Consider the following 12299-nt stretch of genomic DNA (forward strand, 5'->3'; position numbering starts at 1 on the left):
CGATGGCCTCCCGCGCGTTTGCTTGGCAGGGGAATCCCGCTAAGAGCTACGCTTGGACCGAAGCCACGCTTGGACCAGGTGACGGGACGGCCGATCAACGGTCGCCCGTGACGGGCTAACCCCCGCGACCAGAACAGAAACGGGCGATTGCATGATGTCGTTGACGGGGAAGCCCCGACGTAAGTCGGTGCGGAAAACCATCGTCCTAGTCACTGCCGGTCTGGGTGTCGTCCTGAGCGGGGCTGCCCAGGCGCAGCAGATCGTCGTCCAGGGCAACCAGCGCGTCGATGCCGACACGATCCGGTCCTACGTGACCGGGACGGCGTCCGGCTCCGCCGAGGAGGCCCGCCGCAACCTGCTCGCCAGCGGGATGTTCTCCAACGTGAAGGTCGCCCAGTCGGGCGGCCGCACGGTGGTGACCGTCCGCGAGAACAACCTGATCAACCGCGTGGTCTTCGAGGGCAACAAGAAGATCGAGAAGGCCACCCTGGAAGGGGTGGTCGAGGCCAAGTCCCGCGGGCCCTATAGCGAGGCGATCATCAACGCCGACCTCGCGCGCATCCGCGACGTCTACAAGCGCTTCGGCCGCGGCACCGCCAAGGTGACCTACCGGACCGTCGACCTGCCCAACGGCCGCGTCGACGTGATCTACCAGATCGACGAGGGCGACAAGACCGGCATCCTCTCGATCAACTTCGTCGGCAACAACGCCTACTCGGAGCGGACGCTGAAGGGGCTGATGAGCTCCTCGGAGATGAACTTCCTGTCGTTCATCAAGACCTCCGACGTCTACGATCCCGACCGCATCACCAACGACCTCGACCAGGTCCGCCGCTACTACCTGAAGAACGGCTACGCCGACTTCCAGGTGGTCAGCGCCGACGCGCGCTACGTCGAGGGCGACAAGTCCGGCTACGTCATCACCATCACGGTGAGCGAGGGCGAGCAGTACCGGGTCGGCGCCGTCCAGGTGGATTCCCGCCTGCCGGGCCTCGACACCGCGAAGCTCGACAGCGACATCGCCACCTCCGTGGGCGACGTCTACAACGCCGACGACGTCGAGAAGACGCTCAACAACGTCACCCGCCAGGTCAACCGCGCCGGCTACCCGTTCGCGCAGGTCCGCCCGACCGGCCAGCGCGACCCGGCGAGCCACCAGGTCTCCCTCGGCTTCGTGGTCGAGGACGGCCCGCACGTCTACGTCGAGCGCATCAACATCCGCGGCAACACCCGCACCCGCGACTACGTGATCCGCCGCGAGCTCGATATCGCGGAGGGCGATGCCTACAACCGCGTGCTGACCGACCGCGCCGAGCGGCGCCTGAACGGCCTGGGCTTCTTCAAGAAGGTCCGCTTCTCGAACGAGCCGGGCTCGGCCCCCGACCGCGTGGTCATCAACATCGACGTCGAGGATCAGCCCACGGGCTCGTTCTCGGTGGCGGGCGGCTACTCCACCCAGGACGGCATCATCGGCGAGGTCTCGGTCTCCGAGTCGAACTTCCTCGGCCGCGGCCAGTATGTCCGCCTCGCCGGTACGGGCGGCCAGTATTCGCGCGGCGTCGACTTCTCGTTCACCGAGCCGTACTTCCTCGGCTACCGCCTCGCGGCGGGCTTCGATGCCTTCTACAAGTACTCCGACCTGACCCGGTACTCGCGCTACGAGACCACGGTGTACGGCGGTCAGCTGCGCCTCGGCCTGCCGATCACCGAGGAATTCGGCATCACGCTGCGCTACTCGCTGTACAACACCGAGCTGAAGGTGCCGAACACCCTCAAGCGGCCGTACAACGACTGCTCGATCCCGATCCCCGGCTACACCGCCACCTACGCGGCGGGCACGATCGACCCGAACACCGGCCGCAACATCGGCGGCCAGTCGATCTACCCGAACTGCGCGTATGACGGCGAGGCCTCGATCGCCATCAAGGGCTCGCAAGGCAACACGCTGACCTCGCTGGCCGGCCTGACGCTCGCCTACTCGACCCTCGACGTGATCGGCGCGCCCCGCAACGGTCTCTACGCCGAGCTGAAGCCCGACGTCGCGGGCCTGGGCGGCGACTCCAAGTTCTTCCGCGTGACCGCCGACGCGCGGTACTACAAGGAGATCTTCGAGGACGTGGTCGGCTTCATCCGCTTCCAGGGCGGCCACATCTCGTCGCTCAACAACGACCCGCTGCGGGTGACCGACCAGTTCTTCCTCGGCCCGTCGCTGGTCCGCGGCTTCGCGCCGAACGGCATCGGTCCGCGCGACGTCGGCATCGCCGACGCCCGCTCGAACGCCATCGGCGGCTCGACCTACGTCGGCGGCACCCTCGAAGTGCAGTTCCCGCTGCCCCTCGTTCCGCGGGATCTGGGCCTGAAGGGCGCGCTCTTCGCCGATGCCGGCACGCTGTTCGGCTATCACGGCCAGCGGAACTTCAACGTGAACGGCGACGCCTTCATCAACGGCATCTCGCCGACGACCGGGAAGTGCAACTTCAACGCCTTCACGATCGGCGTGGAGCCGGAATGCGTGAACGTCCGCGACACGGCGGCGATCCGCTCCTCGATCGGCGCGTCCATCCTGTGGAACTCGCCGCTCGGCCCGATCCGGTTCGACTACGCCTACGCTCTGTCCAAGGACGAGGGTCAGAAGGTGTTCGTCCCGATCCTCGGCAAGTTCGGCCATATCGGCGCGGATCAGGTCCAGGCCTTCCGCTTCTCCGGCGGCTCGCGCTTCTGATAAAAAACACGCGCGCCGGCCGGATTCTCCCGGCCGGCGCGTTGTCGGACATGACAGATCCCGTCTTCTTCACCGCCGCCACCGGCCTCACCCTGGCCGAGATCGCGGCCGCCGCCGGCCTCGGCCTCCCCGAGGGAGCGGATCCGGATCGCCGGTTCAGCGGCGCGGCCTCCCTGGAGAGTGCCGGTCCGGACCACCTCGCCTACATGGACAATGCCCGCTACGGCGACGCCCTCGCGGCGACGCGGGCGGGCGTGTGCCTCATCTCGCCCCGCTTCGCGGCGCGCTGCCCCGCCGGAACCGTCGCCCTCGTCAGCCGCGATCCCTACCGCGCCTACGCGGCCCTGCTCGGCCGCCTGCACCCGGACGCGCTGCGTCCCGGTTCCCAGTTCGCGGTCCGCGGCGTGGCCTCCGGCGCCCACGTCCATCCCGAGGCCCGGCTCGAGGACGGGGTCACGGTCGATCCCGGTGCGGTGATCGGGCCGGGAGCCGAGATCGGCGCCGGCACGGTGATCGGGCCGAACGCCGTCATCGGGCCGGGCGTCCGGATCGGGCGCGACTGCGCGATCGGCGCCGGCACGACCCTCAGCCACGCTCTCCTGGGCAACCGGGTGATCCTGCATCCGGGCGCCCGGCTCGGGCAGGACGGGTTCGGCTTCGCCATGGGCGCCACCCACCTCAAGGTGCCGCAAGTCGGGCGGGTCATCGTGCAGGACGACGTCGAGATCGGCGCCAACACCACGGTCGACCGGGGCGCCTCGCGCGACACGGTGATCGGGGAGGGCACCAAGATCGACAACCTCGTGCAGATCGCCCACAACGTCGTGATCGGGCGCCACTGCGTCATCGTGTCGGGGGTCGGCATCTCGGGCTCGACCACGCTGGAGGATTACGTCGTCCTCGGCGGGCAGGTCGGCGTCGTCGGCCACCTGCGCATCGGTCGCGGCGCGCAGATCGCCGGCTCGTCCAACGTCAACCGCGACGTGCCCCCGGGCAGCCGCTGGGGCGGGACGCCCGCCAAGCCGGTGCGGGCTTGGTTCCGCGAGCTGACGACGCTCGCGCGGCTCGCGGAACGCTCGGGCAAGGAGCCCGCCGGAGACGACGCCTGACCGGAAGGCCTTGCGCTTCCGGCGATTTCTTCCGAATAGGGCGGTCGGCGCCCCGGTGGCGGCCGGATTGCGGGCCGCCGATGGCGGCAAGTCGAGGTGCGGATTTCGATGAGTGAGGCGGCGCGCGAGACCGGCAGCGAGCTGGGCATAGCCGATATCCAGACGCTGCTGGAGCTGCTGCCGCACCGCTACCCGTTCCTGATGGTCGACCGCATCGTCGAGATCGACCGGGACGAATCCTGCGTCGGCATCAAGAACGTCACGGCCAACGAGCCGCAGTTCATGGGCCACTTCCCCGACATGCCGGTCTTCCCGGGCGTGCTCCTGATCGAGGGCATGGCGCAGACGGCGGGGGCGATCTGCTGCCGCCACATCCGGGCGGACGGGCGGAACACCAAGCAGGTGTTCTTCATGACCATCGACAAGTGCAAGTTCCGCAAGCCCGTCACCCCCGGCGACCAGGTGCGCTTCCACATGACGAAGCTGAACCAGCGCCGGACCATGTGGTGGTTCCGCGGCGAGGCCCGGGTCGACGGCACGCTGGTCGCCGAGGCCGAGATCAGCGCCATGCTGGTGACGGAGTGACCGCCCCCGTCATCCACCCGAGCGCGGTGATCGAGTCCGGCGCCCGCATCGGCGACGGGGCGCGGATCGGCCCCTTCTGCCATGTCGGGCCCGAGGTCGTGCTCGGCGCGGACTGCGAACTCATCAGCCACGTGGTCCTGGCGGGCCGCACCGCGATCGGCCCCCGCACCCGGATCTTCCCCTTCGCGTCCATCGGCCACCAGCCGCAGGACCTGAAATACCGGGGCGAGGCCTCGACCCTGACGATCGGCGCCGACTGCCTGATCCGCGAGGGCGTCACCATGAACCCGGGCACCAGCGGCGGCGGCCTGGAGACCGTGGTCGGCGACCACTGCACCTTCCTGGCCAACTCGCATGTCGGCCACGATTGCCGAGTCGGCGCCCACGTGATCTTCTCCAACAACGTCATGCTGGCGGGCCATTGCAGCGTCGGCGACTACGCGATCCTGGGCGGCGGCGCCGCCGTGATCCAGTTCGCGCGGGTCGGCGCGCACGCCTTCGTGGGCGGCCTGTCGGGCCTGGAGAACGACTGCATCCCCTACGGCATGGTGCTCGGCAATCGGGCCTACCTGTCGGGGCTCAACATCATCGGGCTGCAGCGCCGCGGCTTCGCCCGCGAGGACATCCACGCGCTGCGGCGCGCCTACCGCCTGCTCTTCGCCCCCGAGGGCACGCTGATGGAGCGGGTGGAGGACGTGGCCGCGACCTTCGAGTCCCACGCGGCGGTCGCCGAGATCCTCGACTTCATCCGCCTCGGCGGCAAGCGCTCGATCTGCACGCCGCGCGAGGTTCCGACCCCGATCAGCGCCGCCTGAGCGGCCGGGCCGTGACCGAGGCCGATCCCGCCGCCCCCGCCCCAGAGGGGGCCCTGGTCCTGATCGCGGGGGCGGGGCGCCTGCCGGAGCTCGTCGCCGAGTCGCTCCGCCGGGCGCGCCGGCCCTTCCGGGTGATCGCGCTGCGCGGCTTCACCGGACCGGCCCTGCGCGCGGGCGCCGACGCCACGGTCGACCTCCTCGATCTCGCGGCCACCCTGAAGCTGCTGCGGCTCTGGGGGCCGGCGACCGTGGTGCCGGCGGGCGGCGTCTCCCGCCCGAGCCCGGCCGCGATCCTCAACGCGGGCGCCGCCCTGCGCAACCGCGAGGCCCTGCGGGCGATCGCCGGCGGCGGGGACGACCGCCTACTGCGGGCGGCGGTCACGCTGGTCGAGGAGGCGGGCCACCGGGTCGTCGGCGTCCACGAGGCCGCGCCGGACCTGCTCTGCCCGGACGGCCCCCTCGGGCGCCGGGCCCCGGACGCGGAGGCGGCCGCCTCGATCCGCACCGGGCGCGGCGTCCTCGACGCCCTCTCGCCCTACGACCTGGGGCAGGCGGTCGTCCTGGCCGGCGACCGGATCCTCGCCGTGGAGGGGCCGGAGGGCACGGACCGCATGCTGGCCCGGGCCCGGGCCCTGGGGCGGCGCCCCTTCGGGTTCGGCCGGGCGATGCCCGCGACCGTGCTGGTGAAGGCCCCGAAGGTCGGCCAGGACCGCCGCATCGATCTCCCGGCCGTCGGCGCCCGCACCGTGCGCAACGCGGCCCGGGCGGGCTGCGCCGGGCTCGCCCTGGAGGCCGGCGGGACCCTGGTCATCGACCGGGCGGCGACGGCCGCGGAGGCCGACCGCCTCGGCCTGTTCGTGGTCGGGTACGGGGGCGCGCCGTGACCGGCCGGCCCCGCACGATCTGGCTCGTGGCCGGCGAGGATTCCGGCGACCAGCTCGGCGCCAAGCTGATGCGCGCCCTGCGCGAGGCCGCGCCCGACACCGTCTTCGGCGGCGTCGGCGGCGAGGCCATGGCGGAGGCGGGGTTCGCGTCCCTGTTCCCCCTCGATGACGTGGCGGTGATGGGCTACCTGCCGGTCCTCGCCCGGGCCCGGACCCTGCTCCGCCGCATCCGCGAGACCGTCGAGGCGACGATCCGCGCGCGGCCCGACGTGCTGGTGATCATCGACAGCCCGGGCTTCACCCACGCGGTGGCGCGGCGCGTGCGAGGGGCGGCCCCCGGCATCCCGATCATCGATTACGTGTCCCCGAGCGTCTGGGCGTGGCGGCCGTGGCGGGCGAAGGGCATGCGGCCGTTCATCGACCACGTGCTGGCCCTGCTCCCGTTCGAGCCCGACGCGCATCTGCGGCTCGGCGGCCCGCCCTGCACCTATGTCGGGCACCCGCTGATCGAGCGCCTCCCGGAGCTGCGGCCCGGCGCGGCCGAGCGGGGGCGGCGCGAGGCCGTTCCCTACAGCCTCGTGGTCCTGCCGGGCTCCCGGCGGTCCGAGATCGAGCGGCTGATGCCGGTCTTCGGCGCGGCGCTGGCCCGCGTCGCCGAGGGCCTGGCGGTCGAGGCGGTCCTGCCCGCCGTGACCCGGCACAGGGCCCTGATCGAGCGGCTGTCGGCCGGGTGGCCGGTGCCGGTCCGCATCGTCACCGGCGAGGCGCCGAAATACGCGGCCTTCCGGGAGGCCCGGGCGGCGCTCGCCGCCTCCGGCACGGTCACGCTGGAGCTGGCGCTCGCGGGCGTCCCGATGGTCGTCGCCTACAAGGTCTCGCGGGCGGAGGAGTTCATCGCCCGTCGGCTGATCCAGGTCCCGAGCATCGTGCTGCCGAACCTGATCCTCGCCGAGAACGCGATGCCGGAATTCGTCCAGGCCGACTGCACCCCGGAGCGCCTCGCCGGCGCCCTGCGGCCGCTCCTGGCCGGCGGTCACGAGCGCGACGTCCAGCTCGCCGCCCTCGGCCGCATCGACGGGCGGATGCGGCTCGCCGCGGAGGACACGCCGAGCCGGGCCGCGGCGCGGATCGTCCTGCGCGCGGCCGGGGGGCAGGGCGCGGATCCGGCGGCGTGACGGCGCCGCTCAGCCAGCGCGGCGGCCGCAGCGGATATAGGTCGATGTCCCGCGGCTGCTCGACCAGGTGAGGTGCTCGCCGTCGACCTGCAGGCGGACCTGCGACGACCAGTGGCGGCCGCGATCGCTGCACTCGGCGGCCGTGACCCAGGCGCCGCCGCTCCGCCGCACGTCGTGGAACAGGCACAGCGTGCGGCCCGCGCGGGCGCGGTCCTGCGTGATCGTGGCCGGGATGTAGCCGCGGCGGCGCGAGCGCGCCCCGCAGGCCTCGGGCGTCGGGCCCCAGACACCGACATACTCGGCGGCGGGCACGGCGGCGGGCACGGCGGCGGCCGGAGCGGCGCCCGGGGCCGGGCGGGCATTCGCCGTGGTTGCGGGCGGCGCGGCGGCACTCTGCGGGGCTGCCGGCGCCGGAGAGGCCGCCATGGCGGTCTGGCCGGGCGGCTCGGCCGGGGCGCTGAGCGGGTCGGGCTCGTCGAGCATCACGACGCGGCGCGCGGGGCGCGGCGCGGCGGACCCCGCCGCGGACGGGCTCGCTTCCGGCGGGGACGGGCGGAACGGCAGGTCCTCGGTGAGGTAGGCGGCGCTGTAGGCGAAGAGGCCCACCCAGCCGAGGATGAGGAGGGTCGGCAAGGCGAAGCGACGCCAGGAGCCGGAACGCGCCCCGTCGCCCGGATCCGCCAGAACGACCGCCCCCATGGTCCGCCCCCCTCTCGTCCGCTCAGCGGCCGAAGATGCCCTTCAGGAACTGCGCCGTGCGGTTGCGCTTGCGCTTGCGCTCCAGCTCCGACGCGTCCCTGAGCCACGCCACCTGCACCACGCGCCGCTCGCCCTCGAAGGGCTCGTGGCCGTGCCAGGAATTGTCCGCCCGCAGGAAGGCGAACATCGTGCCCATGGTCGGCGGGACCTCCACCGCGAAGGGCTCGTAGTTGCGGCCGTCGTACAGCACCCGCAGGCGGCCGGCCGCGGGGGCGTCCCAGGCATCGTTCATGTAGACGAGCAGGGTCAGCACCTTCGACGGGCCGTCGGTGTGGATCGAGCCGTATTTCAGCTGGCTGCGGCGCATGATGGTCGTCAGCCGCGGGCACGAGACGAGGTCGATGCCGAACTTCTCGCCGAGGATCTCCGAGAAGGCGTCGCTCTCCAGCTCGTCGATCAGCGCCTTGAACCGGCCCTTCAGGGTGACCTCGTCGACCGTGAGGTAGCCGGGCTTGGCGATGTCCGGGAAGTCGCGCCGGATGTCGTCGATCGTGTCGGGATTCAGGACGTTGCTGCCGAGCGTGTAGGCGTAGGGCTCGCGGGAGACGGGCGCGGCGCGCACGGCGGAGATGTCGAGGATCGAGAGAGCGGACATCGCTGGGTCCCTTGGCTCCGGCGCCGGTCGGCCGGCACGCGGGGCGCCGGAGACGCGTGCCGGGGGGCCGGTCCAGCCGTCGTGCCGGGGCCGCCCGCGCAGGCGTCCACGACCACAAATCTACAGCTGCTTCCGGCGATCCCGGAATCTCCTAATCCGCCGATTGCGGCGGTCCGACGGCGAAAGCGGCCCGGTGGCGCATTCCGGTGACAGTCTCGGGCGGCCCGCTTGTGCAGGATGGCGCCAGACCCGCGGGCTTTCTTCCCGGGTGCGTACCGGAATTCGTGCCCGATGAGGCCGTTGGCCCTCGCTCTGCTGTTCGCCCACCTCGCCGCCGTCGCGGCCGGGGTCGAGGCCCGTGCGCAGTCGCGGCCGCCGCGCGGCTCGATGACGGCCCGCATGACCTGCTCCGAGGCGATGGCCCTGGTGAAGAACGAGGGCGACGTGATCATCGCCGCCGGGGCGGCGCCGGAGCGGTTCGTCAGCAATCCCGGCCAGTGCAGCGGCGCGGAGATCGCCGAGCTGCGCTTCGCCCCGACGCGCGACAACCCGCAATGCCCGATCGGCTACCATTGCCGCGAGCCCGGCTTCGAGGAGTGGAACTGGTAGCCGCGGCGCCCGCGTAAATCGCCGCACCGCCGGAACGTGACCAAAGTTTCACGCGACAGCGCGGGCCGAGTGCCACTATCTGGCCATCTGCCGGGGCCAAGGCCGCCGGCGGCGCCCCGGGCGGGCGCGCACGGATGGGGGATCGACGGTGGCAGCACTCAGGACCGGACTGGGCATCCAGGCCGTGCTCACGGCCCTGGCCGCGCTGATCCTGCTGGCGTTTCCCGGAATCCCGAGCCCACCGCTCTACGTCTCCCTCGCCGGCTTCGCCATGGCGGGCATCCTGATCGCCGCGAACGGCATCTCGGCCTACCTGAAGGTCTTCGTCTCGGTCTACGGCGTCGGCTACCTGTTGCTCGCCGGATCGAAGACGATCGCCGCCATGGGGCTGCTGCCGCCGGTGATCGCCGCGCTGCTCCCGCCGGCCTTCGCCGCCACCGGCGCGGTGGTCTTCGCCGCCATCGTGCTCGGCATCTCGCATCTCGAGCCGATCCGCGCGATCACCAACATCGCCGACCCGTACTTCGCCAATCGCGACAAGCCGACCAAGGAGATCGGCCTGTTCCGCTGGTTCGGCACCACCGAGGGCCGGATCGGCCGCAACCTCGTGGCGCTGTCGATCTTCGTGAACTTCGCCGACGTGGCGCTGACGCTGCGGTTCAACTTCTTCTACCGCGACATCTACAACTCGCTCCAGGAGTACGACGCGAACGCGTTCTGGTACCAGCTGCTCTGGGTGTTCGTGCCGCTGGCCACGCTGAACATCGCCATCGGCATGTTCGACCTGTTCGTCGATTCCTCGCTGCTCATCCGCTGGCGCACGTGGCTGACCCACAGCCTGTACGAGCGCTGGCTCGGCAACGGCACGCATTACCGGATCCCGTTCACCGACGAGGAAGCGGACAACCCGGACCAGCGCATCCAGGCCGACGTCAACAGCTTCATCGTGCAGACCACGACGCTGTCGATCCGGCTTCTCAGCCAGGCCGCGCAGCTCGTCTCGTTCATCGTGATCCTCTGGACCCTGTCGCGCGACTTCGTCGTGCCGTTCACCGACACGGTGATCCCGGGCTTCCTGGTCTGGCTGGTGATCGCCTACGCGGTGGTCGGCACGTGGCTCACCCACCTGATCGGCCGGCCGCTCATCGGGCTGGACTTCCGGCAGGAGCAGGTCGAGGCGAATTTCCGCTTCGCGCTGGCCCGGAACCGCATCTACTCCGAGCAAATCGCCCTGCTGCGCGGCGAGCGGGCGGAAGCCTCGCGGCTCTCGAGCCTGTTCCACAGCGTGATCGACAACTACGTCGGGATCATCTTCCGCCGCATCAAGCTGATCGCCTTCACGTTCAGCTACCGGCAGGCGAGCGTCATCTTCCCGATGGTGCTGGCGGCCCCGTCCTTCTTCGCCAAGAAGATCACGCTGGGCGCGCTCCAGCAGACGTCCCAAGCCTTCAGCCAGGTGCAGAGTTCGCTCTCGTTCTTCGTGGACTCGTACACGACGCTCGCGGCCTACAAGGCCAACACCATCCGTCTCGGCTCCTTCCGCCGGGCGATGACCAAGGCCGAGGCGCTGGAATCGGCGGGCTACGGTCTCGTCCAGGGCAACGAGACCGCCGGCGACGTCACCGCGCGCGATCTGGTCCTCGCCCTGCCGAACGGGAAGCCGATCGTCACCGCCGCCGCGCTGACCCTGTCGCGCGGCGGCGCGACCCTGGTCACGGGCCCCTCCGGCTCGGGCAAGTCGACCCTGTTCCGGGCGATCGCGGGGATCTGGCCGTTCGGCAAGGGCCGGGTCGACGTGCCCGCCGGGCAGTCGGCCCTGCTGCTGCCGCAGCGGCCCTACATCCCGCAGGGGACCCTGCGCGGCGCCGTGGTCTACCCGAACACCACCGACCAGTTCTCGGACGCGGCGATCCGGGACGCCCTGACGGCCGCACAGCTCCCTCACCTCGTCGACTATCTCGACGAGAGCGACACCTGGGAGCGGCGGCTGTCGGGCGGCGAGCAGCAGCGGCTGGCCATCGCCCGCGCGCTGCTGGCCAAGCCCGAATGGCTGTTCCTCGACGAGGCGACGGCCTCCCTCGACGAGCCCTCCGAGGCCGCCCTCTACCGGATGCTGCGCGAGCAGCTCCCCGGCACGACAATCGTGTCGATCGGTCACCGCTCGACGCTGGACGCCTTCCACGACCGGCGCATCGCGCTCGAGCCGGAGAGCGGTGTCTTCGTCCCGCGGGTGCAGAGGCAGCCGCTGCCGGCGGAGTGAGGGGCTGCAACAGCTCCCACCGCTCTGCGTGGCAGGGCCGCGCCCTCTCCGTCATCACGAGCGCAGCGAAGTGACCCAGGGCAGCGCGACATCCTGGAGATGTGGCGCGACCCTGGATTGCTTCGCTCCGCTCGCAAGGACGTCGGTCGTGAGGCTTACGCCTTGCGCAACCCCGCGGCGGCCCGGGCCGCCCGCTCGATCGCCGCCGGATCCGGCGTGCCGGGCTTCACCACCCAGCTGCCGCCGACGCAGAGCACGGACGGGATCGACAGCCAGTCCGGGGCGCTCAGCTCGGTGATCCCGCCCGTCGGGCAGAACCGCACCGCGCCGAACACCGCCGCGTGCGCCTTCAGCGCCTTGATCCCGCCCGCGGCCTCCGCCGGGAAGAACTTGAACCGGTCGAGCCCGTGGTCGAGGCCGCGCATGATGTCGGCCGCCGTCGCGACGCCGGGCAGGTAGGGCACGCCGTTGGCCTTGGCGGCGTCGGTCAGCGGCTCGGTGAGGCCCGGCGAGACGATGAACTCGGCCCCCGCCGCCAGGGCCTTCTCGAGATCGCGCGGGTTGAGCACCGTCCCGGCGCCCACCACCGCGCCCTCGACCCGGGTCATCTCCCGGATGACGTCGAGGGCGGCCGGGGTCCGCAGGGTGACCTCCAGGGCGGTCAGGCCGCCCTTCACCAGGGCCTCGGCGATGGGCCGCGCCTGCGCCGCGTCGTCGATCACCAGGACCGGAATGACGGGCACGGAGCGCATCAGCGCGTCGATGCTGGTCAGATCGTTCATGGTC

General features: G+C 71.6%; 11 protein-coding genes. 8 read left to right on the forward strand and 3 right to left on the reverse strand.

From position 1 onward, the window contains the following. Positions 1-151: 151 nt before the first annotated feature. The 6 genes from bamA (at position 152) to lpxB (ending at position 7290) form a co-directional block, all read left to right on the forward strand. On the forward strand, positions 152-2722 hold the full coding sequence (gene bamA / locus ACLBYG_RS10840) for an outer membrane protein assembly factor BamA (protein ID WP_447681458.1): 2571 nt from the start codon (positions 152-154) through the stop codon (positions 2720-2722). Positions 2723-2772: 50 nt separating this feature from the next. Continuing rightward, positions 2773-3831: a UDP-3-O-(3-hydroxymyristoyl)glucosamine N-acyltransferase gene (gene lpxD / locus ACLBYG_RS10845; protein ID WP_020092986.1), complete on the forward strand. Its 1059-nt coding sequence runs from the start codon at positions 2773-2775 to the stop codon at positions 3829-3831. Positions 3832-3939: 108 nt separating this feature from the next. After that, positions 3940-4416, forward strand: coding sequence for a 3-hydroxyacyl-ACP dehydratase FabZ (gene fabZ / locus ACLBYG_RS10850; RefSeq protein ID WP_020092987.1), 477 nt, complete (start codon positions 3940-3942; stop codon positions 4414-4416). Next, entirely contained in the window at positions 4413-5231 is an 819-nt protein-coding gene (lpxA, locus tag ACLBYG_RS10855) for an acyl-ACP--UDP-N-acetylglucosamine O-acyltransferase (RefSeq protein ID WP_056533043.1), read from the forward strand. Before fabZ ends, lpxA begins: the two co-directional genes overlap by 4 nt. An 11-nt stretch (positions 5232-5242) precedes the next feature. Further along, the gene (locus ACLBYG_RS10860) at positions 5243-6115 is read left to right on the forward strand and encodes an LpxI family protein (RefSeq protein ID WP_447681459.1); all 873 of its coding nucleotides are present in this window, start codon (positions 5243-5245) and stop codon (positions 6113-6115) included. Beyond that, positions 6112-7290 (forward strand): lipid-A-disaccharide synthase, encoded by a 1179-nt coding sequence (lpxB, locus tag ACLBYG_RS10865; protein WP_447681460.1) that lies wholly within the window; start codon positions 6112-6114, stop codon positions 7288-7290. Before ACLBYG_RS10860 ends, lpxB begins: the two co-directional genes overlap by 4 nt. A 9-nt stretch (positions 7291-7299) precedes the next feature. Here the strand turns inward: lpxB and ACLBYG_RS10870 are convergent, their stop codons facing one another. Next, entirely contained in the window at positions 7300-7989 is a 690-nt protein-coding gene (locus ACLBYG_RS10870) for a peptidase inhibitor family I36 protein (RefSeq protein WP_447681461.1), read from the reverse strand. A gap of 22 nt (positions 7990-8011) precedes the next feature. Continuing rightward, positions 8012-8644: a 2OG-Fe(II) oxygenase gene (locus ACLBYG_RS10875; protein WP_447681462.1), complete on the reverse strand. Its 633-nt coding sequence runs from the start codon at positions 8642-8644 to the stop codon at positions 8012-8014. Between the two features lie 291 nt (positions 8645-8935). On the opposite strand from ACLBYG_RS10875, the gene ACLBYG_RS10880 reads away from it, so the two are divergent. Both ACLBYG_RS10880 and ACLBYG_RS10885 read left to right on the forward strand, forming a co-directional pair. Then, the gene (locus ACLBYG_RS10880; protein WP_026604902.1) at positions 8936-9253 is read left to right on the forward strand and encodes a hypothetical protein; all 318 of its coding nucleotides are present in this window, start codon (positions 8936-8938) and stop codon (positions 9251-9253) included. A gap of 148 nt (positions 9254-9401) precedes the next feature. Next, the gene (locus ACLBYG_RS10885; protein ID WP_447681463.1) at positions 9402-11513 is read left to right on the forward strand and encodes an ABC transporter ATP-binding protein/permease; all 2112 of its coding nucleotides are present in this window, start codon (positions 9402-9404) and stop codon (positions 11511-11513) included. Between the two features lie 155 nt (positions 11514-11668). Here ACLBYG_RS10885 and eda read toward each other — a convergent pair whose 3' ends face one another. After that, positions 11669-12295: a bifunctional 4-hydroxy-2-oxoglutarate aldolase/2-dehydro-3-deoxy-phosphogluconate aldolase gene (gene eda, locus ACLBYG_RS10890; RefSeq protein ID WP_020092994.1), complete on the reverse strand. Its 627-nt coding sequence runs from the start codon at positions 12293-12295 to the stop codon at positions 11669-11671. Positions 12296-12299 lie beyond the last annotated feature (4 nt).

The organism is Methylobacterium sp. D53M (assembly GCF_053345625.1).

Excerpts from the sequence above, each read along its gene's own strand:
- bamA (WP_447681458.1), top strand. The coding sequence starts at position 152 with ATGATGTCGTTGACGGGGAAGCCCCGACGTAAGTCGGTGCGGAAAACC.
- lpxD (WP_020092986.1), top strand. The coding sequence starts at position 2,773 with ATGACAGATCCCGTCTTCTTCACCGCCGCCACCGGCCTCACCCTGGCC.
- fabZ (WP_020092987.1), top strand. The coding sequence starts at position 3,940 with ATGAGTGAGGCGGCGCGCGAGACCGGCAGCGAGCTGGGCATAGCCGAT.
- ACLBYG_RS10870 (WP_447681461.1), bottom strand. The coding sequence starts at position 7,989 with ATGGGGGCGGTCGTTCTGGCGGATCCGGGCGACGGGGCGCGTTCCGGC.
- ACLBYG_RS10875 (WP_447681462.1), bottom strand. The coding sequence starts at position 8,644 with ATGTCCGCTCTCTCGATCCTCGACATCTCCGCCGTGCGCGCCGCGCCC.
- ACLBYG_RS10880 (WP_026604902.1), top strand. The coding sequence starts at position 8,936 with ATGAGGCCGTTGGCCCTCGCTCTGCTGTTCGCCCACCTCGCCGCCGTC.
- eda (WP_020092994.1), bottom strand. The coding sequence starts at position 12,295 with ATGAACGATCTGACCAGCATCGACGCGCTGATGCGCTCCGTGCCCGTC.